Origin of the sequence: Bowmanella sp. JS7-9, assembly GCF_004329715.1 — a bacterium.
GTDB lineage: Bacteria > Pseudomonadota > Gammaproteobacteria > Enterobacterales > Alteromonadaceae > Pseudobowmanella > Pseudobowmanella zhangzhouensis.
This window is the reverse complement of sequence record NZ_JXSY01000005.1, coordinates 53,095-79,340: the sequence shown is the minus strand read 5'-3', so window position 1 is coordinate 79,340 and position 26,246 is coordinate 53,095. Positions and strand designations below refer to the sequence as shown.

The window sequence follows — 26,246 nt, the reverse complement described above, 5'->3', positions numbered from 1 at the left end:
TCCTTAGTTAAGTTTATCCATCCAACGGTTTGACCAGTCATACCCGAATCGTTCAATTTGACCTTGTAACTAATTGTAAGGATGACCACACTTAGGACGCGTAAACGGAAGGATAGTTAAATGAAAGTCTACGGAGACCTGAAGTCCGGCAATTGTTACAAGGTGAAGTTGTTACTCGATTTATTGAAAAAGCCTCACGAATGGGTCCATGTTGATGTGGTTGCGGGGGACACGCAGACACCGTCATTTTTAGCCAAAAATCCGGTGGGCAAAATCCCGTTACTGGAAATTGAAGAGGACTGCTGGCTTAGTGAGTCCAATGCAATTTTATTTTATCTGGCCGAAGGCACCGAGTTTATGCCGACCGATCCGCTGGGCAAGGCGCAGGTGTTGCAATGGCAGTTTTTTGAGCAATATAGCCACGAACCATACATTGCCGTGGCTCGCTATATTGTCGAGTATTTAGGCAACCCACCAGAGCAGCAGGCGCGCTTGGAATCCACCAGAGCGCCGGGTTATCGGGCACTGGCGGTGATGGAACAACATCTGCGCAAATTCAAATATATGGTCGGTATGGAATACAGCGTGGCGGATATTTCTCTTTATGCGTATACCCATGTGGCAGCGGAAGGTGGCTTTGCTCTGGATGAGTTTCCCGCGATTCGTGACTGGATTGCCCGGCTGGAAATGGAGCCCGGACATGAGCCGATGGCGACCTATTTGGCTAACGAGCCGGATCGATAACGTCACCCAGGCTGTTGTTGACCCGGAACCAGCCAGCGATGCTGTAGCGGTCGCGCTTCGCTGCTAACACTTCATGGGGAAAACGCTCACTGAGAAAAATAATCATCGTACCGTATTCAGGGCGCAAGCTCAGCAATGGCTGCTTTTGTTTGCGCTCATACATGAGTAACTCACCACCGTCATCGTCCTGCCATTCATGGTTTAAATACAGCACAGCTGACAATACCCGGTTGGTTCGCCCTCTGAATGCGTCTAAATGACGCTTATAGAAATCGCCGGGCGCGTAGTGGGCGAAATGGCACTCGTAATCAAATAACCCCATAAACAGGCGACGATTGAGCGCGATACGCAAGCCTTCCATGCATTGTAAAAACTGGCATTCAGCGCCATTGCTGTGTGTCAGCCAGCGAATGCTGTCGGTACGGATAGTTTCGTTTAGCTGATTATCATCTCCGCGGCCAATGCCCGCCTGCTGAAAGTCGCCATCGTCCAGCCCTTGTACACGCTGATTAAGCTGCATTAGCAGCGATGGATCAAAGCCGCGACGAATAATGGCATAGCCCTGTTCAACCAGTTGATCGGCAATATTGTCGTATAGTTCTTCAGTAAACGTTGGAATGGCCGGTTCAGTAGGCTGCATAAATTTCACATAGGCAATTAACGCGCGCTTTTTAGCGTAATTTGATGTGCCTGTATAGTGAAACTTGTTGCCTGTAAGGGGAAAAATAACCCCGGCGTGGAGCGCCGGGGTTTGTTGGTTACTGACGGACACCTTCGATATGCAGGTCGAAGGTAATTTTGCTGTCTGGGAACATTTTTATACCAAAGTCACCCAGTTTGAATTCGGTGCTACCGGTAAAGCCTGCGCGGTAGCCACCCCATGGGTCCTGACCTTCGCCCACTTTTGCAACATTGATCACGATGGGTTTCGTCACGCCATGTACGGTCAGGTCGCCGTTGACGGCCAACTTACCATCGCCCAAGTCTTTCACGCTGGTGCTGCTGAATGATGCGGTGGTGAATTTGCTGACATCCAGAAAATCGTCACTGCTGACGTGCTTATCGCGACGGTCATGGTTGGTATCAACGCTTGCCGGGTCAATGTTGATACTGATCTTCGATGCTTCTGGCGCAGCCGCGTCATAGCTGAATTTGCCATCGAACTGGTTGAAGCGACCCACAATGTAGGAATAGCCTAAGTGGCTGATTTTAAAATTAATTGAAGCGTGCGCACCATCGGTATCGACCACATAATCTGCGGCGTTGGCGAAAGGGGCGGCAGCGAGTAGTAATGCGCTAAGTACGGTCTTTTTCATAACAATCTCCTTAAGGTTTTAACATCTTTTTCAGTGTGTCGTCTTTGTCTATTACATGATGTTTAATCGCTGCCAACGCATGCAGGATGACGAGTCCTATCAGGCCATATGCAACGTATTCATGAATTTCGCCCGCTATATCTTTTTGGTCGGCAAACCATTCTCCGAGCGAGGGGACGGTGAACCAGTCAAACACCTCAATACCGCGCCCATCACCGGTTGGGATCAGATAGCCGCTAAAAAACAGCGTAAATAACAGTAGATAAAGTAATGAGTGCACTAGTTTAGCCGCAGACTGCTCGAGCTTACTGCCACTGGCCGAATGTACCGGTTTGATAAGTCTCCAAACCAGTCGGTAAATTGTCAGCATGGCCAGCAGAATGCCCACACTCATATGCCAATGAGGGGCGCGTTGATACCAACTGCTGTAGTAATCGAGATCAACCATCCATACACCGACGGCGAACATACCTATCACAACGACAGCACTGCTCCAGTGCAGCAAAATGGCGGTGAGTGAATAGCGGTGTTGTTTCATGTTGGTTGGTCTCTTAGTTATCTGCGTACAGCATATACTTGCAGAAGAACGAATAAAAAGTGAATTATTCGTGACTTTTTTTCTAAATATTAGAAAGTTGAATGAAGAGTGCTGGTTTTGTCAAAGTCCCATTAAGCAGGAGTATGCAATTGGGTTTCGGTCGCGTTGGTCCATGCAAATAAAGGAATAAAATTGTTGCGCTCTGAAAACAAGATAAAAAAATCCCCGCGCTAGCGGGGATTTTAGAATAATCAGGCGATTAAAATTACTTAACGCCGTGCATGCCTTTTTTCAGGATTGGTGAAATCAGTATCACAAATGCACCGACGCCGAAACCTACCCACATCAGGAATTCAAACAATTGGGCATAAGTTGCCCCCATTTCGCTGATGCTCATTTGCTCAGCGCCGCTGGTGTCGATAGACGCCATCTGTGCTAGACGCATAGCCACTGTTTCGGCCAACGCGGTGGCCAGGAACCAGGTCCCCATCGCCATACCCACCACGCGTTTGATGGAAAGTTTGGTTACTGCTGACAAACCGACCGGAGAGACGCAAAGTTCACCAGTTGTGTGCAGGAAGTAGGCCAGTACCAGCCACCACATGCTGACATGACCGGTTTCATCGGCCAGGCTGAAGCCTAGTACCAGAGCACCGAAACCTAATCCGACCTGAACAATACCTAGGCCAAACTTGACCGGTACTGATGGTTGCAGTTTGCGTTTTTCCAACCAAACCCACAACGCGGCAATCGGAAGCGCAAGAAGCATAATGAAACCTGCATTCAGTGAGCCAAATTGCGAAGCTGTGAACGTAACATCACCTAAGGTGCGATCTACCACACGGTCAGCAAACAGGGTCATTGAGCCCGCAGATTGTTCAAACAGCGCCCAGAAGATAATCGTCGACGCGATCAGCACCATCAGCACCATCATGCGGTGAATTTCTTCTCTACTGCCTTTTACAAACGCGAAGCCGATAAGGCCAACCGCTGCAGCAACCAGCATGGTTTGTTGACTCAAAAACACGACATGTTCACGCTGAATCACCCACCAGATGATGCCAAGGCTGAGAATAGACAGAGCATAGATGGCAACTTCTTTGGTGAATATACCCATGACCTTTTCTTTCAAAAGCGCAGGGTCACTTGGCTCGGCCAGTCCGTGCAGATATTTTTGGCCGTACAGGAAAGTCGCCAGACCTACCAACATACCGATACCCGCAGCACCGAAGCCATAACCCCAACCATAGGTTTCACCTAACCAGCCACACAGCAAGGTGGCAGTGAATGAACCGATGTTGATACCCATGTAGAAAATGGTAAAACCAGAGTCACGACGCGGATCATCCTGGCTGTATAGCTGACCTACGATGGTTGAAATGTTGGGTTTCAGAAAACCCACACCCACAACAATCAAAGACAGGGCAAAATAGAACACGTTAAGTGCAGCGGTGTCCTGAATTTTGATAGTCTCAGTTAACAACGTACCAGCGGCCAATACCGTACCATCGTGCAGGGTCAGTGCACTGGTCAACACTGTGCCTGCATCGTATTGCACGGCTTGATGGCCTTCTACTGCCATCAGCAGGTGGCCCATCACCAACAATAAACCGCCAAACAACACGGCTTTACGCATACCCAGGTAACGGTCAGCTAAAAGACCACCGATAACCGGCAGGGCATAAACCAATCCGGCATAGGCGCCTAATACTTCCAGGCCCTGGCCATCGCTGAATAAGTGATACTTTGTTAGGTACAGAAGAAGTAGGTACTTCATTCCGTAAAAAGAGAAGCGCTCCCATAACTCGGTCGCGAAACAGACGTACAATCCTTTAGGGTGGCCAAACAGCTCACCTGAATTGGATTGTTGCAGCGTTTCTGTTGCCTGCATACAAATACATCCCCGGTAATTATCGTTATAAGTGTCCGCAGTGAGTAACCACTATACGGATATTGTAAAGGCAGAGGTTTTATCAGTTACCGCATTGGAACACAAGGCATTCGAAGTTAACTGGACCGTTTTGGCGGTTAATTGTGCAATTAGGCCACTGTTTAGTGAATCTTCTTGAAACCGCAGTGCAAGCCTGATAAAACGCGCAACTTGCCATTGTAACGTGATTATTTGGCGCGATAAGCAGTTAGATGCGGGATGCTCTTTCATGCAGTTGCTGGATTGGGCTATTATAGCGCCCGATCAGTGCGACAAAACTACAGGCAGCCAATGCCAAAACCAGGGACGTAGTATGCTAAGACCTTTTCTTACAACGATTTTTTCTTTATTCGTTGCCGCTAGCGTAAATGCGCAATCCTTTGTGCCCAGTCAAGCGCAAATCGAACAATTCAAACGACTTCCTCGTGCTCAGCAGGAAATGCTGGCTCGGCAGATGGGTATTAACCTATCCGACATAGATAAGTTAATTGCCGGCACTTCTAACAAAAATGAACCACCAAAACCACAGGTTGATTTGGTTGAACGCGACGTTGACGAACAGGCAATTACAACGGCTTTAGCCCGCCAAAGTAGCGCGCAAGAGCAAGCTGAAAAACTTAAACCTTTTGGTTACCAGTTATTTAACCGGTCAGCGGAAAGCTTCGCACCTGCATCAAACATAGCGGTACCAAGTGATTATGTGTTGGGTCCGGGTGACAGCGTAAATGTCCGTTTGTTTGGCAAAACGTCGGAGCAATTTGAGTTGGTCGTCAACAATGAAGGAAGTGTGGAAATTCCGGAGTTAGGGCCGATGACGGTTACGGGCACTACCTATCAGGAATTTAAACAACAATTATCCCAGCGTTACGCAGAGCAGATGATTGGTGTAACGCCGCATATCACTATGGGGCAGTTGCGCACTATTCAGGTTTTTATGGTGGGAGAGGCGTTCCGACCGGGATCATTAACGGTCAGTTCTTTGTCCACCCTCACCAACGCATTATTTGCCAGTGGTGGCGTAAGCAAAATAGGCACGTTGCGTAATATTCAACTAAAGCGTGCAGGTAAAACTGTTGCCGATTTTGATTTGTATGAATTGCTAGTCAATGGAGACACGACCAACGATATTCGTTTACAGCAAGGGGACGTTATCTTTATTCCCCCGGTTAGCAAAGTTGTGTCAGTTGATGGTCTGGTTCGTCGTCCAGCGATATACGAGTTGAAGCAAGGCGAGTCGTTAGCTGAATTGTTAAACATTGCCGGTGGCTTGCTGCCTGCCGCAGCATCTACTTTGCAAATCGCCCGCAGTGACCAAACCAGTGGGTTTAGCATTGAAAGTGTGAGCCTTGGCGAAACGCTGTCTGCGGTAAAATTGCTAAACGGTGATTTTATCAATGTGCCAGAGGCCGGAAGAGAGTTTTCCAATGCATTGCTGGTTGTTGGTGCGGTAAAAACACCAGGTATTAAGCAATTTCAGGCGGGAATGCGTTTATCTGATGTAGTATCGCCGGACAGCGTCATGGCGTCTGTAGATACGGAATACGGTCTGATTATTCGCCGAGGTAAGTTCGAGCGTCACAGCGAGGTCATTCAGTTTTCACCTAAAGCACTGTTCAGTGGCCAATACGATGTGAACCTTTCGGCTCGGGATAAAATTCTTTTATTTAACGAGTTTGAGTCAGTTGCAGACAATAGCATGTCTGACACCGGAAAAGTTGGTACACAAACAGAAAATGCCCCAGCCGCGAAATCCAATCCAATCCAATCCGGAAACGATAGACAATCACTTTTGTTTTCGAACGAGCAAAATGACATTACAGAAAGTAACTATCTATTAACGATTGAAAACTCTGTGTTCACCGAGCAGCAATTGGTTTTGCAGGAAACACAGAAAATGTCTCGGGACAAATTGCTTGCCCCAGTCGTAGCATTACTTCGCGCTGAAGCTGATGATAAACGCCCCGCGCGATTAGCTGAGATTAATGGTGACGTGAAATTCCCGGGGATCTATCCCATTCCATCAGGCTCAGATGTTGCTAGCTTGATTAAAGCAGCAGGTGGACTGCGTGAATCTGCATATGCAAAGCGTGCAGAGGTTACACGTACTGTGTTGAATGGTGAAAGCGTTACAATCCAGCATTTATCGTTTGACCCAACGAAAGCGTTAAGTGGCGTAGAATCCGCTATGTCGGTAGAGCCAAAAGATAAAATAAATATTCTACGTATGCCCGATTGGCATGAGAGTAATCAGGTTGAATTGGTTGGTGAATTTGTATTCCCTGGCGTTTATCAAATCCGTAAAGGTGAAACCTTGTCTCAATTGATTGCCCGCGCTGGCGGTGTAACCGACAAGGCAAGTGTAGAAGCGGCAATCTTTACTCGTGAAGAACTGCGTAAAAAAGAGCAGAACAATATTGACCGTGCGGTACAGGAACTGCGTGAGCAAATCATTAACTCAAATTTGAAGTCCAGTCAGTTTGTGCAAGCCGTTGACTACGACCAAGCCCAAAAAATTCTAAAAGACCTAACCAATGTTAAGTCAGTTGGTCGCCTAGTTATTGATTTCAAGGGAATAGTTGCAGAAAACGCGAAAGCGGATATTGAGCTCAAAGACGGCGATAAAATCTATCTGCCGAATATTACTCCTGCAGTATCCGTCATCGGGGAAGTGTTTGTACCATCCACCCACTCTTATTCCATTGGTATGAGCATCGAAGATTATGTTCGATTAAGTGGTGGCCTGAAAACCTATGGCGACAAAGACCGTATTTACGTAGTAAAAGCAGATGGTTCTGTACACATACCGGGCAATAACTTCTGGTTTAGTAGCGATGGTAAAAAGCAATTATCTCCTGGCGATACAATTGTGGTGCCGCGTGATGTGACCAATTATGAACAATTAGGGTTGTGGCAAGCAGTGACGCAGATTGCGTATCAGGCAGCCGTGGCATTAGCTGCGATTAAGAGTTTTTAGAAATGACTAAAAATATGGAACACACTCTAGTAAATAAATCTGACCAAATAGATATTGGAAAGTTGTTGAAAATACTTTTCGCACATAAATGGTTCATAATCATTCCTGCCGTTGTGGTTGCAATAGGAGTAGCAATTTGGGTAATTCAATTACCAAATATCTACAAGAGCGAAGCAACCCTATACCCAACCGAAGAAAGTCAAGGTGGTGGCCTGTCAGCGATAGCTGGCAAGTTAGGGGGCTTGGCATCGCTAGCTGGTGTAAATTTGTCATCTGGCGGGAGTGATAAAGTCTCCCTCGCTTTAGAATTAATGAAAAGTCGTGATTTTTTGATTAGTTTTTTAGAGCGTCATGAATTGAAAATTGACCTAATGGCGACTAAAGGATGGGATAGGGAGAATGACAAATTAATAATCGATGAGGATGAGTATTCGATCAATGAAAAGAAATGGGTGAGAGATGTTTCTTTTCCAAAGAGAATAGAACCAAGTAATTTAGAGTTATATAACTACTTCATTGAAAATAATCTTTCGGTTTCAAAAAGCAAGGATTCAGGTTTGATTGTTGTTGGAGTAAAGCATTACTCTCCAACGTTGGCAAAAAAGATTGTTGAATTACTTGTGGGCGATATCAATCAATATATGAGGAGTTCAGATATTGATGAGGCCGAAAAGAGTATTCATTATTTAAATGATACGTTGAATAATACTGGCAGCGCAGAACTGAAAGGCACGCTTTTTCAACTAATTGAGCAACAGCAGCAGAAAAAAATGCTGGCGACAGTAAGAGAGGAATATGTATTTAAAACTGTAGATAGCGCTTTTACTCCCGAGGTAAAAGTTGCGCCTAACCGACTAATGCTTCTTTTATTCTCAAGTATACTTACAGTATTAATTTCTGTTTTTTTAATATTGGTAAAGTACGCATTTAGGAAAGATAGTATCAACTAAAATTTTAAATTGCTAATAGCGACCACTATTTTGAACTTATCTTTAATTGCTCAAACATCCTTGTTAGGTTGTATTGTTGTTTCTATATTTGCTCTGTACTTTTTTGTACATGCAAAAAGAAGTGATGTTGGAATTCATTTGTTTGATGCATATTTCATTGGTGTCTTAATCTTTTCAATAGGCGTCTTTCTTGCTCAGTTTTATGAACTGAACGAATCAAGTTTGACATTATTTGAAATGACAACATTGTTGTTGGTTGTTGTTTTTTTAGTGTGGTTTATGTCGCTATTTTTATCCCAAAATAGAATGCAGTTTCAGCATTTTAATATAGGGACCAGTAGCAATCATTTTTTCGCAATATTTTCGGCTGTATTTCTTGTTTTTGTTAATTTTGTATTCATTTATCTAGTTTATACAAGAATTATAAAAGGGCATTTTGCAGGTGCATTTGTTTTGCTTGATATCCGTAAAACAATAGCATCGGGTGAGGCTGGATATTTCTATCCAGGCTTAGTCAAGCAGGTGCGTGATATATATGGGCCAGCCTTTTTGGTTTGGATTAGTCTATTCTACACAGGTGTATATCGTAGACAGGTTTATTGGGTCGTGCTGATAACAACTCTCTTGTCTATGATGATTGGGGGGCAGCGGACTCCAATTTTAGTTTTGCTTTTGAGTGTATTACTTGTTGGCTTCATAAAGAATAAATTGCAACAGAAAAAAATAAAAATTAGTAAGTTTTTATTTATTGTTCCAACTGCATTACTATTTTTACTCTTGCTCAACATTTTGCTCGGTCGTAGTGACCAAGAACAGAATCTATTTGTCTCTATATTCACTTTGGTAGTTTCTTTGTTGGGGCGAGTTTTTACTACTGTTCCGATTGAAAATATCCATGCGCTTAAATTTATTGAAAATATAAACATTGAATATTTTTCTCTTTGGATGTCGGATTTGTCTATTCTGTTGCCTGGTACCCAAACTGGGTTTTCAAATGAACTGCACTCTTTTTTGGGGGGATCTAAGCAAGGAAATGCTGTGCTTGGTTATTCGCTCGATATAGTTGTCAATAGTGGTTACCCAGGGTTAGTTGTTGTTCCCCTAGTTACTTACGTTGCTCTAAATACAATTCAGGCCTCAATTATCAGAAATAAAAATGCATTTTCAATTTCTATATTTTTAATAGCGTTGCTATATTTGCCGTTCTGTTATTCATTTTACCATTTTTTGTTGAATGGTGGTTTGCTGCTAATTGCCTATGTTATATACGATATTTTAGTGGTTAGGAAAACGAATGTTTTGGAAAATTAGAAAGTTTATAGTTGTTGTTTATTTAAGGTTATTTCGACGTAACGTAAAGATTCAAGGTTTTTCGTATTTGGGCCCAGGAACACATTTTTGTAAAAATAGAAAGATGAGTTTCGGCAGGGGTTTTTCATGTGGAATTAGGTGTCATTTCGCTGCGAATATTAAAGGTGGAGAAGATGTGATGATTGCTTCGAGTGTAGCATTTGTCGGTGGAGACCATAATTTCGACTACACAAACGTTAGCATGAATAAGTCCGGTCGCGCAGAACCGAAGGGAATCTTAATTGGCGATGATGTTTGGGTTGGTCACTCTGCGATAATAATGGATGGTGTGAAAATAGGAAATGGAGTAGTTATTGGTGCTGGTTCTGTAGTTACTAAAAATTTAGATGACTATGGAATATATGCTGGTAATCCAGCAAAATTAATTAGATATAGAAAGAGAATTTAATTTTGCGGTCTTGGATTATATCTTTGTCTGGGAGTTTGGTAGGCAATTTATTAACTGTAATTGCAGGGATTTTAATTGCGCGCAGTGTATTGCCAGATGAACGCGGCGATATTGCTAAGATATTTATGTACGCTCAGGTTTTTATTCTCTTTTGTACGTTCGCTGCATCTGATTATTTAGTCGTAAAAGGAAATAGCAAACATACATTCATGATGTTGATTATGAGTGGATTTCCATTAACTATATTTGCAACGTTTATTTCATTATCAACATTTAATATTTTTGACTATGCAGACAGCGTTTCATCCATATATTACCTTGTTTACTTTATATTATTTTTTCCTGTTTACTATTTAAGAAGCATCTGTTTAGCACACTTGGCATATAAAGGGAAAGCAAAGCAGGTTGCCGCAGAAAGATCTGTTTATGGACTTTTTTACATTTTAGTACTAGTCGCTATGTTTATTTTCAGTTCGATAAATGTGGGTGTAGTAATACTGTCTTCGCTTTTCGCTGAAGTTCTATCAACTGTATATGTCTTTAACAGAGTAAAAGCTAGCTTCTACGAGTTTAGATTTGATATTGGTTTTAAGCCGCTATGGATATGTAATAATTTTAAGCAGTTTTTGTCCTTTTCTATGAGTGTGGCTTCTAAGAATGTTGACAAGTTGGTAGTTTTTATTTTTGTATCCTCTTACCTTGCTGGAATTTATGTCGTCGCATCAGCGTTACCAGCGATGCTTACTCAGTTTTATAGTAAAGCTTCCCAAGATGTAATTTTTGTCCAATCAAAATTAAATAGTAAGTTGTTGATGTCCTCATTAAGGCCTTTGTATCTGATGAGTTTGATTCTTCTTTTGTCTATCATGTTTAGTAATTTATTTGGACAAGAATTTATCGTGATTGTTTTCGGGGAGGATTACAAGCAATCAGCAGACTATTTGTCTTTATTATTTTTATTGGGGTACTTGATTAGTGTGAAAGAGTTTTTGTTAAAGTTGATTAAACCTCATTTTGTTGATTTCGTAATAAAGGCAGAGGTTGCTTATCTTTTACTATTATTTTCGAGCGTATATATTTTATCAAGTTTAAGTGACAATGATTTTTATCATTTAATATTTGGTATGACTGTAGTCGTCGGAGTATCAGCATTTGCCGTTATGTTAGTTTTCGTCCGCTTAGTCCGTACACAAAAATTGGTTTAGTTCATGCGAGATTTAAGGAAAGCTGTCCAATCAGCCAAAAGTAAGGTGGCGATTTTTGGCATAAAATTATTTTTGCTTAAAGTTGTAGAGATAGCCATATCGGAGATATTAGTTCGAATACCCGTTAGATTAAGAAAAACAAGTGTTCCGCTAAAAAGAGATAGGTTAAAAGTCAATATTTTAAGTGATATTATAGATGAGTCACAGCGGTTATATAGTGATTCGTTTTCATTGGTCTCCAATTGGTTAGACTATCGTTATTTAGTTTTTGGTCAATGGTTAAATTTTAAGAGTGACTCTTTAATTAATAGTGATATAGAGTCTCTAAATAATACTTTAACATCCGAGCAAATTAGAAATCTTAAGTTTGTATTTGGTGATTGTTTTCAACTTTCCTGGGATGTTGACGTAATAAATGATTATAAGTTTAGCAACAAGTCAATTCCCTATAATATAGCTGAGGTAAAGGTTCCTTGGGATTTCGGCCGTTTTTTATATTTTCCTCAAATGGCAATGTATTCAGATGAACTAGATAGAGTTGGATATATTTTTCAGAGAGACGTCATTTCGTTTTATATTAAGAATGGTAAATCAAGTTCCATTCAATGGGCCAATGCAATGGAAGCTGGGATAAGACTGCATAATCTGTGTCTTACCTACATGATACTCCAGGCTCGTGGTTTCATATTTGAAGATGGATTCGAGACGCTTTTTTATTCTGGCGTAAAGATGCACAGAAAGTTTATCTTTCTGAATAATGAGTTTTCATTCGCGCAAACCTCGAATCATTTTGCTTGTAATATATTAGGTGTGGTGGCGAGTTTTTATTTTTACCCTAGTAAATTTCAGTCGTGGTTAATGCGGAAATTGTTTAACTTCGAAGTGCAACGTAACACTCATGAAGGATTACTAAATGAAGGCTCTACCGCTTATCATCGTTTTACGTCAGAAATTTATCTATCCACATTTTTTCTATTAAGTGGTTTGTCGGGTGACAATAAATCTGATGAATATGGGAATGTTAAAGCCACTTTAACTAAAATGTTTAATCTGGTGGAACAAATAGAAAACCCATTAGGCTTACATACTCAATCCGGAGATGCAGACGGTGGCTTTTTAAATTGGATTACTGTTCCTTTCTCCAATAAATTACAGTGCTTTACTCCCTATGATGTTAGAAGTTATCGATCTTTTATCGAGGTTTTAGGCAAATCTGTGAATCTAAGTATAAATGATGTGTCAAGTAATGGTCTAAACGAGTTAAGTGATCGCCAGATTATAGTATTCAGAGACTCTAAGTTATTTGTCATGATTAATAATATTAGAGTGTGTAGTGGCGTATTTAACAAAACCCATTTTCACGATGACCATGGTTTCGTGGAAGTGTTTTATGAAGATAAATGTCTGAGTATAGATCCAGGTATGCCTTGTTACACATCAGATATTGCCAGCAGAACATTTTTCCAAGGCGCATCTGCGCATTATGCTTTTCAGTTAGCTAATAAAGCGGATAACCCATTTGCTGATATCGATCGAGCTATCAATTTGATTACTTATGAGGAAGATGACTACGTTTTGACTATAGAAGTTGCTAATGAGAAGGATGAAGTCCTATTTCAATTGCACTATGATAAACCTAAACAAGAAATAGTTAAGTTTTTTAAAAAAAGCAATAATAGTAAAATTATATTTGTTAACTATTTGTCAAAACCTATTTCACTGAGTTGATTTAATAGATGTATTTATTCATTAGGAGTTCCACTAATCCCGGCCCCCGTGTCAGTAGGATAATTAATTTTTTCACAAGCCAGGACAAGAAAGTACGATATTTATCGCCGATTCGATCTGGTGATCCCATAGCAGAATCAGTAGAGAGGTTGGGGGACTTAGGGCGTTTCGATTATTTCGATGGAAATGGTTACGGTAAGTATCTTTTGTTTTTATTGAAAACGAATATTAAAACTTGTATTTATTTGTGGAAACACAGAAGTGAACTGGAGTTCGTTCATTTTTCTGATCTTGAATCGGTTCTTTTAGGAGGATTATTTTGTAAAATTTTAAATATTAAATATATTTATAATATACACGATAATTTTTTCCAGCGTTATGCATTTAATAAAATGTTAGCGGCGTTTCTTTGTCGGTTAGAATCCATATTTATTCGTATGTCTCATAAAACCTTGGTTCCAGAGAGTTTTAGGCGTGATGCATACCCAACTTCTGTCCATTCAAGAATCGAAGTGTTAAGAAATTTACCTGATTTTGACGTGACTACTGACCGTTTGCCATTTACAGACTCTCAAGTAGTACTATTTTATGGCGGTTGGATTTCCCCTAATCGCAACATGGACATATATTTAACACTTGCAAGTTATCTGATTAGTATTAACAAAGACGTAATTGTAGTTATGTGCGGATGGGGATCTGAACAGTATATACAACAACTGTCTCATCAATTTGAGTCAAAAGGTGCAACGTTTAGATATTTGGGGCAACTATCACAGTCTGATTCAGTAGGTTATTTAAAAGTAGCTGATATTTCCATAGCGCATTACTCACCTGATAAGATCATCAACGTTTTTGCTGCAAGTAATAAAATACCAGAAATTATTGGTTCAAATACGATACTACTGACTAATGCTCAAACAAAAATGGCGAATGAAATATTGCCATATGATATTTCAATTCAGTATGAGGCTAGTATCAGTGAAACATTTGAACCCTTACAAAGATTAATTGATGACCGACAGGCGTTGATAGAGTTTATAGCTCGCGCTAATGATTACTATCAATCGAATTACAACCCTAGAATAACTACAAATAGAATGAGAGAGTTGTTTGATGAATACCTTTAAAAAAGTATTTAGATACATTTTGATGTATGGATTTTATCGTACTTTGGCGAAGTCATTGTATAAGGTGGATAAGCCAGTCTCATACTCTTTGCTTGGTGCTATTTATAATTGTCGTGCTACTTTTCGTGAAAGAATTGGGATAATTGGATTAGGAAATCATGGCTTTACACTTATTGCTTTTTTTGTTTGCGTTACAGCAAAACGTAAAATTTCTTTAGTTATTGATCCATCGCCAAAGGCAAAGGTGTTAGCGGAAAGAGTATTAAAATGTAAGTACTATAGAAGCGTTGCGGAAGCAAAGCAGGATGATGCGTTCTACGGTGATTTATTATATATAGCATCTGACCATTTCTCTCATACAAAGCACGCGCTAGAAGCGTTGGATAGTTTTAAAAAATTGTATGTGGAGAAACCGCTTTTCGTTAATCGCGATCAGGAAAGTGATTTCCTAAAGCTGTTGGATTCAGATAAATCAATTTACACAGGCTTTAATAGACCTCAAGCTCCATTCGTTTCGCAATTAAAGCAAGCGATGAGTCCTCGGTCTTCTATTGCGATGATTGTAAATGGCCATTATCTCCCAGCTGATCATTGGTATAGAAATGCTGAGCAAGGTTCAAGAGTGCTTGGTAATCTGACTCACTGGTTAGATTTGGCGATACGTCTCCTTGCAATAGGCAAATCGGAACTCGTTTTGCACCTGTCAATGGTTAAGGGAGACTTGGATGATGTTACTGTTACGTTAAAAGAAGGAGCTCGAAAAATTGATCTGGTTTTTTCAGCAAATTGCGAGCCAAACGACGGCGTCGAGGAGTTCATTTATTGGAACACTGAAATTTCAGTCGGTTCAATTAGCAACTTCCGCTCCTTAGACGTTACAAATGTTGATAGAACTCGTTTAGTTAAAGCTGGAAGAGAAAAAAACGTGGGACACGAGAAAGCCGTAGTTGCTCCGCTTAATCAAGAAGAGACGGATATTCAATTGGCGGTGGTTTCCTCCTCATTGGCTTTAACAGTGGAAGAAATGTTTATAAATAATATTTGTGAACAGACCGTATTATTTAAGATTTAAAAATTATTGGAGTAATTATGTACCAGGTAGTTCAGGATATTAATTCGGGCACAACAGAAATCATAGAAATCCCCAAGCCGATAAACAAATCACACCATTGTTTGATTAAAACAAATTTGACGCTGATCTCCAGTGGTACTGAAAAAATGCTGGTCGATTTTGGGAAGTCCGGTTTAATTGGCAAGGCGCTGGGGCAACCTGAAAAGGTTAAAATGGTGCTTGAGAAAGTAAAGACCGATGGCCTTGCCGCCACATATTCTGCGGTCAAAACCAAACTTGATGAACCTATGCAATTGGGTTATTGCAATGTGGGTACGATTTTGGAGACCTCAAATGACAACCTACCGATCGGTACGCGTGTAATTTCCAATGGCAAACACGCTAGCGTTGTAAGGGTTCCAAATAATCTTATTGCAAAAATTCCTGATAATGTTTCTGATGAGGAAGCGGTATTCACCGTATTGGGTTCTATTGCAATGCAGGGTATTCGACTGGTGAACCCAACAATAGGTGAAACTGTTGTGGTTACCGGCCTTGGCCTAATAGGCTTAATTGCGGTTCAAATTCTCAAAGCTAATGGTTGTAAAGTAATCGGAATTGATTTTGATTCGTCAAAGTGTGAGTTAGCAAAATCTTTTGGCGCAGAGGTAGTGAATCTATCCAAAGGTGACGATCCAATAGCAGTAGCTAATGAAATCTCACGTGGTAGAGGTGTTGACGCCGTTTTAATTACCGCCAGTTCAAAAAGCCACGATATTGTTCATCAGGCAGCTACAATGTGCCGTAAGAGAGGGCGAATAGTTTTGGTTGGTGTAGTCGGTTTGGAATTAAACCGGAACGACTTTTACGAAAAAGAATTAACCTTTCAGGTATCGTGCTCATACGGGCCGGGCAGATACGATCCAGAATACGAAGATAAAGGGAAAGATTATCCGTTTGCATTCGTTAGATGGACGCAACAACGAAATTTTGAAGCGATTCTGGATTTGATTTCCGAGGGTAAGTTAAATCTTCGTCCATTGATTAGCTATCAGTTTGAAGTTGAGAAGGCTGCCGAAGCATACGCTAAATTAGACGAACGAGACTCGTTGGGTATCATTATTAACTATGAGAAAGCATTAGCGAATGATCCGTTGCTTTCTTCGGTTAACCTCATTAAAAGTGACGTTGGGGGAGAGCTTAAGGCATCATCTGGTCGCATTTCGTTTATCGGTGGTGGCAACTACGCTTCTCGTGTACTCATACCAGCATTTAAAAATGCCGGGGCAGAGTTAGCGACAATCGTTACAAGTACTGGCATATCTGCTGTTCATAACGGTAAAAAGGCAGGCTTTTCAAAAGCTGCGACAGATATTGGCGAGGCACTGGGAGATTCGACAGACGCGGTAGTTATTGCCACCCAGCACAATTTGCACGCATCGCAGGCGATATCTGCTTTGGAAAAAGGCAAGCATGTGTTTGTTGAGAAACCTTTAGCGCTGACGCATGAAGAGATTAATGAAATTGAAGACGCACAGCGCACGTCAAATGCTATGGTGATGGTTGGCTATAACCGTCGTTTCGCGCCACAAGTCCAAAAAATAAAGGCATTATTGGCTCCTAAAAAGGTACCCAAAACCTTTATTATGACAATGAACGCGGGGGCGATTCCTGCTGATCATTGGACGCAAGATCCAGCGATTGGTGGTGGACGCATTATCGGTGAAGCGTGCCACTATATTGACCTCATGCGCTTCCTGGCCGGAGCCAAAATCACTTCATTTAATGCGGTAAAGATGGGTGACGTAGATGGCGTTGAAATTACAGAAGACAAAGCAATTATCACTTTGACATTTGAAGATGGCTCGGTTGGTTCAATTCACTACTTTGCCAATGGCGGCAAGGCTTTCCCGAAAGAGCGAGTAGAAGTTTTCTGTGACGATGCCGTTTTACAATTGGATAATTTCCGGAAGCTTACAGGATTTGGCTGGAAAGGATTTAGCAAAATGAATTTATGGTCTCAGGACAAAGGCCAGGCAAATTGCACGAAGGCGTTTGTAGACGCAATACAAAATGGTAACCCTTGCCCAATTCCGGCGGACGAAATTTTTGAAGTAGCCAGAATATCCGTAGATATTGCCCAGCAACTTAGAAAATAAGGACAAGGCGCCTCAAAGGCGCCTTATTTTTCATGAAAAAAGTTTCACTCTATTTCCACACACTGAAGTATCTCAAACTCAAACAGTTCGGCTATCGGCTCTTGAAAAAGCTTTCACATCCCAAGGTTAATTTTTTTGATGATATCGCCACGTTAGCACCATCAGTTACCACATGGATTGCGCAACCTTTGGGTAAGCAAAAGTTCCTGTCTGAGACTGATTGTTGTTTTTTGAACAAGCCGGGAAGTGTGCTTTCGCAGGATGACTGGAATGAGCCTGCGCAAGAAAAATTATGGTTGTATAACCTGCATTATTTTGATGATTTGATTGCGAAAAATGCAAGCGAACGTCGTGCGGCGCAAAGTGTTTGGCTGGATAACTGGATTAAGCATAACCCGGCACCCAAAGGCAATGGCTGGGAGCCGTATCCAATTTCGTTGCGGGTAGTTAATTGGGTTAAAGCATTTTTGGATGGTTTTGACCCAAAGCAAGCCTGGCTTAATTCGCTGGCAACACAAGCGGACTATTTGTCGCAGGAGCTGGAGTACCATTTACTTGGCAACCATTTGTTTGTTAATGGCAAAGCCTTGCTTTTCGCAGGATGTTTTATTGAAGGGCAGGAGGCAAATAGGTGGTTGGAAAAAGGAGCGGAAATCATCGGGCAAGAGCTGGATGAACAGGTCCTTGAAGATGGTGCAAACTTTGAACTTACACCTATGTATCATGCAATTATGCTGGTCGATTTGCTTGATATGGTCAATTTGGGCAGAACATTCCCTGCTAAGTTTCCGAAAATATTACTTAAGCGTCTGGAAGACAAAATTCCTGCGATGCTGCAGTATTTGGCGGACATGAGCCACATAGACGGCAAGATTAGCTTTTTTAACGATAGTGCCTTGGGGATCGCACCGGATAACGCCGAGATATTCGAATACGCTAAAAGTTTGGGTTTTTCTCAACCTACAGTTAGTTATGCAGATTTGACGACCATCGATTACCCGAAGGCGGGACATGTTGTAGTCAAATCAAGTGACGTATCGTTAATCGCGGATTTATCTCAAATAGGACCGACTTATATTCCTGGTCATGCTCATGCTGATACCTTTTCTTTCGAACTCGCTGTCGAAGGTAAACGCGTTTTCGTTAACTCTGGTATCTCAGAATATGGTTTAAGTTCAGAGCGCCTGCGTCAGCGTCAAACATCAGCTCATAATACCGTTGCAATTGACGGAATTGATTCGTGCGAAGTCTGGAGTGGATTCAGGGTTGCACGCCGGGGTAATACGATTCAACGAACTGTTGATATTAACAAACATCAATTTTCTGCGTCACACACTGGATTCAAACAGCAAGGTATTAATTGCCTTCACAAGAGAGAATGGCAGGTGTCGTCCAATAAACTGGTGATTGCAGATGAATTGATTGGTTCCTATGACGAGGCAGAAGGTTATTTGCATCTGCATCCTGACGTCGATATCTCGCATGTTGATACTAGCGAAGTGACCTTGAATATTGGTGGTACAGAGTTGAAGCTTGCAACGGAAGGTGCCCACTTCCGAGTGGCGGAGACAAGCTGGCACCCTGAGTTTGGTATCTCTGTTCCAACCAAAAAAATAGTTTATATTTTCGATAAGCCTTCTGTTGTAACGCAGATAACCTGGAAGTAAATCTGTATGCATATTCTCTTTCTAACGGATAATTTCCCTCCTGAGGGCAATGCACCGGCAACACGCACCTATGAACATGCACGTGAGTGGGTCAAGCTGGGTCACAAGGTTACTATTATCACTGGAGTCCCTAATTTTCCTGAAGGTAAGGTATTTGCAGGTTACAAAAATAAATGGTTTCAGAAGGAAATTATCGACGGAATAGAAGTTCGTCGGGTAAAAACCTTCATTACAGCGAATGAGGGCTTCGTTAAGCGCACTTTAGACTTTTTGTCTTTTATGGCCACCGGTTTTTTTGCCGGACTGTTTGTAAAAAAGCCAGACGTTATTGTTGGCACCTCTCCTCAATTTTTTACCGCTTGTGGTGCCTGGGCATTAAGTGCAGTTAGAAGAAAGCCATTTGTTTTTGAGTTGCGGGATATTTGGCCGGCTTCAATAACTGCGGTTGGTGCAATGGAAAAGTCTGCAGCGATTCGGTTTTTAGAAAAAGTTGAAATGTTTCTATATCGCCGCGCAGATCGGATTGTGTCTGTGACGCATTCGTTTAAACGTGAATTATTAGACCGTGGGATTGATGGGGACAAAATCGGTGTAGTGCTAAACGGTGTGGATCTTTCAACCTACAAGCCAGTTAAGTGCAAAGACGAAGAGTTAGCCGAACGATATGGGCTAACTGATAAGTTTGTTCTTGGCTATGTTGGTACCCACGGTATGGCGCATGCACTGGATAAGGTGTTGGATGCTGCGGCATTACTAAAAGAGAACGATAAAATACGTTTTTTGTTCGCGGGTGGTGGGGCAGCAAAAGAGCAATTGAATGAGGGTATCACCGGTAGAGACTTGACCAATGTCGTGTCAATTCCTCGCCAACCAAAAGAAATGATGCCTCGTCTTTGGAGTCTTTGTGATGTCTCATTGATAAGTTTGAAGGACACCGAATTATTTAAGACGGTCATTCCATCAAAGATATTCGAAAGCATGGGTATGGGACTACCCATGATAATCTGCGCACCAAAAGGCGAGGCTACTGACATCATTGAATGGACGGATTCGGGACTCATCATTGAGCCTGAATGTCCCAAAAAATTGGCTGATGCACTGAGATTGTTAGTAAACGAAAGTGATATGAATAACACCTTTGCCGCAAATGCATATCGGCATGCCTCGTTATATGACCGAAAGGTTTTAGCGACTAAAATGCTTGAAGAATTTGAGCAAAGCATTAAAAAAAGGGCGTCATGAAATTTTTAGTAACCGGTGCAGCCGGCTTTATCGGCTTTTTTGTAACTAAACGCCTTCTGGAACAAGGTCATTCCGTTATTGGCTTAGATAACCTCAACGATTACTACGATGTGCAACTCAAACGTGACCGAGTTGCACAACTTGCTGGTACGCCGGGGTTTGAGTTCGTTGAAATGGATTTGGCTGACCGCGAAGGCATAGCTGCGTTATTTGCTTCGCAGCAGTTTAATCGTGTTATTCACCTAGGCGCGCAGGCGGGGGTACGTTACTCGCTGGAAAACCCCATGGCCTATGTGGATAGTAACCTCACAGGCACGATGACGATTCTGGAAGGATGTCGCCACAACAAGGTTGAGCATTTAGTTTATGCCTCGTCCAGCTCGGTATACGGCATGAACAGTAAGATGCCGTTTGCAACCGGGGACAGAGTAGATCACCCGGTGTCCTTATATGCGGCGACCAAAAAATCCAACGAACTGTTGGCCCATTCTTATAGCCATTTGTACGGTATCCCTACAACCGGTTTACGCTTTTTTACCGTTTATGGCCCGTGGGGCCGGCCGGATATGGCGATGTTTTTGTTCACCAAAGCTATTTTGGATGGTAAGCCGATTAAGGTATTTAACCACGGCAAAATGCAGCGGGATTTCACGTATATCGACGATATTGTTGAGGGGATTGTGCGCATTCAGGATGTGATCCCACAACCAAATCCGGGCTGGAACGGTTCAGATGCATCAACCAGTTCAGCGCCTTATAAGATATTTAATATCGGTAACAATCAGCCAGTGGCGTTAATGGATTTTATTCAGGCGATTGAAAAAGCGACGGGCATTGAAGCCATCAAAGAATACTATCCCATGCAGGATGGTGATGTGCCGGCTACCTACGCTGATATTGACGATTTACAACAAGCCGTGGGATTCCGGCCTGCTACCTCTATAGAAGAGGGCGTTCAGCGCTTTGTCGATTGGTATCGGGGGTATTATAAAAACTAACCAAGGATAGTCACTTAAAGGCGCTTCTTTTCAGATGTTTAAGTAAATCTTCACTTTGACGTGATATTGTTCGCAAATACACGAAATTTAATAGTTATAAAGGTCTATTTTGAATATCACTGTTTTCGGTACGGGATACGTGGGATTAGTACAGGGGGCGGTACTGTCCGAAGTTGGTCACAATGTTATTTGTGTGGACGTTGATGCTAAAAAGGTCGAAGGCCTGAAAAATGGTGTCATTCCAATTTATGAGCCAGGGTTGGAACCGATTGTTAAATCGAATTTTGAAGCCGGTCGCTTAAATTTTACAACCGACGCCAAATCAGCGGTAGAGCATGCCAATGTGTTATTCATCGCAGTGGGTACGCCACCCGATGAAGATGGCTCTGCGGATCTGAAATACGTATTGGCAGTGGCCGAGACAATCGCGACTCATATGACTCGTGAGGCGGTAATTGTGACTAAATCTACCGTACCGGTGGGCACCGCGGATAAAGTTAAAGCGCGCGTGCAACAAACACTCGACGGAGCAGGAAAATCGTTAGATTACCATGTAGTATCAAATCCCGAATTTCTCAAAGAAGGGGCGGCCGTTAACGATTGTATGCGTCCCGATCGCATCATTATCGGCACTGATTCAGAACTGGCAGAAAAACGCTTACGCAAGCTTTACGCTCCGTTTAACCGCAATCATGACCGTGTGATTGTGATGGACATTCGTTCGGCTGAATTAACCAAATACGCAGCGAACTGTATGCTCGCCACCAAAATCAGTTTTATGAATGAAATGGCTAACCTGGCCGAACGTTTTGGTGCTGATATTGAAAACGTGCGCAAAGGTATCGGTAGCGATCCGCGTATTGGCTATCACTTTATCTACCCTGGCTGCGGGTACGGTGGCTCGTGTTTCCCTAAAGATGTACAGGCATTGGTTCGCAGTGCCAACCAAGTGGGTTACAACGCTAGTATCCTCGAGGCAGTTGAAGCTGTTAACTATCGTCAAAAAGAAAAGCTATTTAGCTACATCAACGCACACTTTAATGGTGAATTGGCCGGTAAGACCGTGGCGTTATGGGGATTGAGTTTTAAACCTAACACCGACGATATGCGTGAAGCATCCAGCCGCGTGCTGATGGAGCAATTGTGGGCGGCCGGAGCAAAAGTTCAGGCATTTGACCCTGAAGCAATGGAAGAAACCCAGCGTATTTATGGTAGCCGCGATGATTTAATACTGTGTGGTACCAAAGAAGCTGCGTTGAATGATGCCGACATGTTGGTGATTTGCACTGAATGGAAAACTTTCCGGGTGCCAGACTTCGATCTACTTAAAAACAAATTATCTTCAGCTGTCATCTTTGATGGGCGTAACTTATTTGAGCCGGAGGAAATGGCCGAACGCGGATTCGCTTATTATGCGATTGGCCGTGGATTGTCGGTGAAGGCATTTAATTAAAGGGAGCTAATCATGTCTCAAGTAAAGAAAGCGGTTATTCCGGTTGCAGGACTAGGCACGCGTATGTTGCCCGCGACAAAAGCTATTCCAAAAGAAATGCTGCCCATTGTGGACAAACCTCTCATCCAGTACGTGGTGAAAGAGTGCGTTGATGCCGGTATTAAGGAAATTATTCTAGTGACCCATGCCAGTAAAAACAGTATCGAGAACCACTTCGATACCAGTTTTGAGCTAGAGGCGACACTTGAAAAACGCGTAAAGCGACAATTATTGGACGAAGTACAATCTATCGTGCCAAAAGACGTGACGATTCTGCATGTTCGGCAAGGTGTGGCGAAAGGTTTAGGACATGCAATTCTGTGCGCTCGACCCATTGTGGGTGATGCGCCATTTGCAGTTGTCTTGCCAGATGTGATTATTGATGATGTAGCCAGCAATCCTAAAAAAGATAACCTGGCCGAAATGGTAGCGCGCTTTAACACAAATCGCGTAAGCCAAATCATGGTGGAAGAAGTGCCCCATGAAGACGTTTGTAATTACGGTGTGGTAGACCTCGATGGCGTAAGTATTGAACCTGGGCAATCAGCCAAAATTCATCAAATGGTTGAAAAGCCGGCGGTTGATGACGCGCCATCAGATTTGGCTGTTGTTGGGCGCTATGTTCTATCTAAAGAAATCTGGGAGCAATTGGAGTTTACGCCACCTGGTGCCGGTGATGAAATTCAGCTCACCGATGCAATTGCTTCAGTAATGAAGCTCGAGCAGGTCGACGCGTACTACATGAAAGGCAAAAGCCATGATTGTGGCTCAAAGTTAGGCTACATGAAGGCGAGCGTGGAGTATGCAATACGGCATCCCCAGATTGGTGACGCATTCAAAAAGTATTTATCAAGTCTTAATTAATAACTAACAAAAAAGGCAGGATTAACCTGCCTTTTTCATTAGATATCTAATGACTATTTATTGCTGAACAGCCCGCGAGTATCGACAACGACTTTGCTGTTGATGTCTGCGCTGGTCATTGCTTTGAATTGCTTATGATCAACCAACACAACTAGCACATTGGCTTTATCTAAAGCATCTTTCAGGCTGACCAGTGAGATGGCTTTGTCCAACAACTTTGGCGGTAGCTCATGAATATTGGGTTCAACCGCTAATATTTCACCGATATTCATATCGGCCAACTTAGCGGTAATGTCCAATGCGGGGCTCTCGCGTAAATCATCAATGTCAGCTTTAAATGCCAGGCCCAAACATGCAATAACCGGCCGTTTAAATTCATCCGCGGCTTTACTCACCTGCTGAATAACATAATCTGGTTTGCCGTCATTAATTTCACGCGCGGTGCGAATCATCCTTGCCGACTCTGGTGCCGAGTCCACAATGAACCACGGGTCAACCGCGATACAGTGGCCGCCTACACCAGGGCCAGGGCTCAGGATATTCACCCGGGGGTGACGGTTAGCCAGTGCGATAAGTTCCCACACGTTGATTTTTAGCTCATCGCTGATAACCGACAATTCATTAGCAAACGCGATGTTTACGTCACGGAATGAGTTCTCGGTCAGTTTTGCCATTTCTGCCGTACGGCTGTTGGTGGTGATGCATTCGCCACGCACAAAGGTTTTATAAAGCGCAGTCGCACGTTCGCTGCAGCGTTTTGTCATACCGCCAATAATTCGATCGTTTGAAACTAGCTCTTCCAGTACCCGGCCTGGTAAAACCCGTTCTGGGCAGTGTGCTACCTGAATATCGGCGTCTTCGCCTACCTGTTGTGGAAAGGTTAAGTCTGCTCTGTACTCAGCCAGCCATTCGGCGAGTTGCTCTGTTGCACCGACCGGGGAGGTCGACTCCAGAATTACCAGGTTGCCTTTTTCCAGCACCGGTGCAATTGCTTTAGCTGCACTTTGAATGTAGGAAAGATCGGGTTTATGGCCATCTTTAAATGGAGTAGGTACGGCAATCATAAACGCTTGCGCTGGTTCAGGGGTGAGCGTAGCGCGCAGTTTTCCCACATTTACCGCGGCCTGAACGACCATATCTAAATCAGGCTCAACAATGTGCACTTTACCCTGATTAATGGTATTGACTGCTTTTTCGCTTACGTCGATTCCAATTACTTCGATACCGCGAGACGCGATAACGGCGGCAGTAGGAAGACCTATGTAGCCTAGTCCGACTACGGAAACCTTTTCAAAAGACATGGCTGTTCCTTATGAATTCAAAATAATGTTGGTGATACGTTCGCAGGCTTTACCATCACCATATGGGTTGTGAGCAAAGGCCATTTTTTCGTATGCATCTGGGTTGTCGAGCAATTCATTGGCCGTACTGACGATAACCTTATCGTCAGTACCAACCAGTTTAACTGTTCCCGCTTCCACGGCTTCAGGACGTTCGGTGGTGTCGCGCATCACCAACACGGGCTTACCCAGCGATGGTGCTTCTTCTTGCACGCCACCCGAGTCGGTCAGGATTAAATATGCCCGGCTCATTAGATACACAAAAGGCAAATAGTCTTGCGGTTCGATTAAATGTACGTTGCTGACATTTTTTAAGATACGGTCAACCGGCTCTTTTACATTTGGGTTGAGATGGACAGGGTACAAAATTTCCACGTCACCTCGGTCGGCTAACGCTTTTAATGCATGACAAATACGTTCAAAGCCACCGCCAAAACTCTCTCTGCGGTGGCCTGTAACCAGAATCAGCTTCTTATCTGGATTCAGAAACGCAAATTTTTGCTGCATTTCTGTGTTTAACGAAGTGTCATGTTTTATTTTATCGACAACCTGGAGCAGCGCATCGATAACCGTATTTCCGGTAATGTGCACATCGTTATTGTCGACATTTTCCTGCAAAAGATTCTGTGCGGAACGTTCCGTTGGTGCGAAATGCAGTTTTGTTAGGGAACCTGTGAGTTTACGGTTTATTTCTTCTGGCCAAGGGCTATAGATATCGCCTGTGCGCAATCCGGCTTCGACATGGCCGACAGGTATTTTTTGGTAAAAAGCGGCCAAAGAGGCGGTAAAGGTTGTAGTAGTGTCACCGTGCACCAATACTAAATCTGGCTTTGCATCGATAAATACATCACGCAATCCCAGCAATGCTCGGCTGGTGATGCTGTACAAGTCCTGTCCTGGTTGCATCAAATTAAGATCGTAATCTGGTGTTAACTCGAAAAGTCCTAATACCTGATCAAGCATCTGGCGATGTTGACCTGTAACACATACTTTTACGTTCAATTGTGAGTGGTTTTTCAGTTCCAAGGCTAGCGGAGCCATTTTGATGGCTTCTGGCCTGGTACCAAACACTAATAAAATATTCTTATATTTCACCCTAAATTTCCTTGGGATTGTAATTTTATTTGGCGCAAGTATGCCAGTCTGCAAAGGTTATGCAAAG

Annotated in this window: 21 protein-coding genes; 15 read left to right on the top strand and 6 right to left on the bottom strand. The window is 42.7% G+C overall.

All coding sequences use genetic code 11. The features are described from left to right. Positions 1-120 precede the first annotated feature (120 nt). Positions 121-744, top strand: a complete 624-nt coding sequence (locus TK45_RS02935; protein ID WP_131257139.1) for a glutathione S-transferase family protein — start codon at positions 121-123, stop codon at positions 742-744. Here the strand turns inward: TK45_RS02935 and TK45_RS02930 are convergent. The 4 genes from TK45_RS02930 to TK45_RS02915 all read right to left on the bottom strand — a co-directional run bounded on the left by TK45_RS02930 (position 725) and on the right by TK45_RS02915 (position 4,489). After that, a complete protein-coding gene (locus TK45_RS02930) occupies positions 725-1,384 on the bottom strand; it encodes a 2OG-Fe(II) oxygenase (RefSeq protein WP_131257138.1) in 660 nt (219 codons plus the stop codon). The two genes, TK45_RS02935 and TK45_RS02930, sit on opposite strands and share 20 nt — an antisense overlap. Positions 1,385-1,502: 118 nt before the next feature. After that, positions 1,503-2,060 carry a YceI family protein gene (locus tag TK45_RS02925; RefSeq protein ID WP_131257137.1) on the bottom strand — a complete coding sequence of 186 codons (558 nt, stop codon included), beginning with the start codon at positions 2,058-2,060 and terminating at the stop codon, positions 1,503-1,505. Positions 2,061-2,070: 10 nt separating this feature from the next. Continuing rightward, positions 2,071-2,598, bottom strand: coding sequence for a cytochrome b (locus TK45_RS02920; protein ID WP_131257136.1), 528 nt, complete (start codon positions 2,596-2,598; stop codon positions 2,071-2,073). A gap of 265 nt (positions 2,599-2,863) precedes the next feature. Beyond that, positions 2,864-4,489, bottom strand: coding sequence for a peptide MFS transporter (locus TK45_RS02915; protein ID WP_131257135.1), 1,626 nt, complete (start codon positions 4,487-4,489; stop codon positions 2,864-2,866). A 352-nt stretch (positions 4,490-4,841) separates the two neighbouring features. Here TK45_RS02915 and TK45_RS02910 point away from each other — a divergent pair, with 352 nt between their 5' ends. The 14 genes from TK45_RS02910 (at position 4,842) to galU (ending at position 23,744) form a co-directional block, all read left to right on the top strand. Beyond that, a complete protein-coding gene (locus TK45_RS02910) occupies positions 4,842-7,502 on the top strand; it encodes an SLBB domain-containing protein (protein WP_131257134.1) in 2,661 nt (886 codons plus the stop codon). 2 nt (positions 7,503-7,504) lie between these two features. Further along, positions 7,505-8,452 carry a Wzz/FepE/Etk N-terminal domain-containing protein gene (locus tag TK45_RS02905; RefSeq protein ID WP_131257133.1) on the top strand — a complete coding sequence of 316 codons (948 nt, stop codon included), beginning with the start codon at positions 7,505-7,507 and terminating at the stop codon, positions 8,450-8,452. A gap of 30 nt (positions 8,453-8,482) precedes the next feature. Beyond that, on the top strand, positions 8,483-9,763 hold the full coding sequence (locus tag TK45_RS02900) for a hypothetical protein (RefSeq protein WP_131257132.1): 1,281 nt from the start codon (positions 8,483-8,485) through the stop codon (positions 9,761-9,763). Then, positions 9,747-10,211 carry a DapH/DapD/GlmU-related protein gene (locus TK45_RS02895; RefSeq protein WP_131257131.1) on the top strand — a complete coding sequence of 155 codons (465 nt, stop codon included), beginning with the start codon at positions 9,747-9,749 and terminating at the stop codon, positions 10,209-10,211. Before TK45_RS02900 ends, TK45_RS02895 begins: the two co-directional genes overlap by 17 nt. A gap of 23 nt (positions 10,212-10,234) precedes the next feature. Beyond that, positions 10,235-11,416, top strand: a complete 1,182-nt coding sequence (locus TK45_RS02890) for a hypothetical protein (RefSeq protein WP_131257130.1) — start codon at positions 10,235-10,237, stop codon at positions 11,414-11,416. 3 nt (positions 11,417-11,419) lie between these two features. Beyond that, entirely contained in the window at positions 11,420-13,144 is a 1,725-nt protein-coding gene (locus tag TK45_RS02885; protein WP_131257129.1) for a hypothetical protein, read from the top strand. 149 nt (positions 13,145-13,293) lie between these two features. Next, on the top strand, positions 13,294-14,271 hold the full coding sequence (locus TK45_RS02880) for a hypothetical protein (protein ID WP_131257128.1): 978 nt from the start codon (positions 13,294-13,296) through the stop codon (positions 14,269-14,271). Further along, positions 14,258-15,343 (top strand): Gfo/Idh/MocA family protein, encoded by a 1,086-nt coding sequence (locus tag TK45_RS02875; RefSeq protein ID WP_131257127.1) that lies wholly within the window; start codon positions 14,258-14,260, stop codon positions 15,341-15,343. The genes TK45_RS02880 and TK45_RS02875 overlap by 14 nt, the downstream gene beginning before the upstream one ends. A 17-nt stretch (positions 15,344-15,360) precedes the next feature. Then, a complete protein-coding gene (locus TK45_RS02870) occupies positions 15,361-17,481 on the top strand; it encodes a bi-domain-containing oxidoreductase (protein ID WP_131257126.1) in 2,121 nt (706 codons plus the stop codon). A gap of 32 nt (positions 17,482-17,513) precedes the next feature. Beyond that, positions 17,514-19,148: a heparinase II/III family protein gene (locus TK45_RS02865; RefSeq protein ID WP_131257125.1), complete on the top strand. Its 1,635-nt coding sequence runs from the start codon at positions 17,514-17,516 to the stop codon at positions 19,146-19,148. Between the two features lie 6 nt (positions 19,149-19,154). Continuing rightward, entirely contained in the window at positions 19,155-20,390 is a 1,236-nt protein-coding gene (locus tag TK45_RS02860; protein ID WP_131257124.1) for a glycosyltransferase family 4 protein, read from the top strand. Beyond that, positions 20,387-21,388, top strand: a complete 1,002-nt coding sequence (locus TK45_RS02855) for an NAD-dependent epimerase (RefSeq protein ID WP_131257123.1) — start codon at positions 20,387-20,389, stop codon at positions 21,386-21,388. The genes TK45_RS02860 and TK45_RS02855 overlap by 4 nt, the downstream gene beginning before the upstream one ends. A 109-nt stretch (positions 21,389-21,497) precedes the next feature. Further along, positions 21,498-22,841, top strand: a complete 1,344-nt coding sequence (locus TK45_RS02850) for a UDP-glucose/GDP-mannose dehydrogenase family protein (protein WP_131257122.1) — start codon at positions 21,498-21,500, stop codon at positions 22,839-22,841. A gap of 12 nt (positions 22,842-22,853) precedes the next feature. Then, entirely contained in the window at positions 22,854-23,744 is an 891-nt protein-coding gene (gene galU, locus TK45_RS02845; protein ID WP_131257121.1) for a UTP--glucose-1-phosphate uridylyltransferase GalU, read from the top strand. Positions 23,745-23,797: 53 nt separating this feature from the next. Here galU and wecC read toward each other — a convergent pair whose 3' ends face one another. Together wecC and wecB are read right to left on the bottom strand one after the other, a co-directional pair. Then, complete coding sequence (wecC, locus tag TK45_RS02840; protein ID WP_131257120.1) at positions 23,798-25,045, bottom strand: UDP-N-acetyl-D-mannosamine dehydrogenase; 1,248 nt, start codon at positions 25,043-25,045, stop codon at positions 23,798-23,800. Positions 25,046-25,054: 9 nt separating this feature from the next. Then, the gene (wecB, locus tag TK45_RS02835) at positions 25,055-26,125 is read right to left on the bottom strand and encodes a non-hydrolyzing UDP-N-acetylglucosamine 2-epimerase (protein WP_254426538.1); all 1,071 of its coding nucleotides are present in this window, start codon (positions 26,123-26,125) and stop codon (positions 25,055-25,057) included. Positions 26,126-26,246 lie beyond the last annotated feature (121 nt).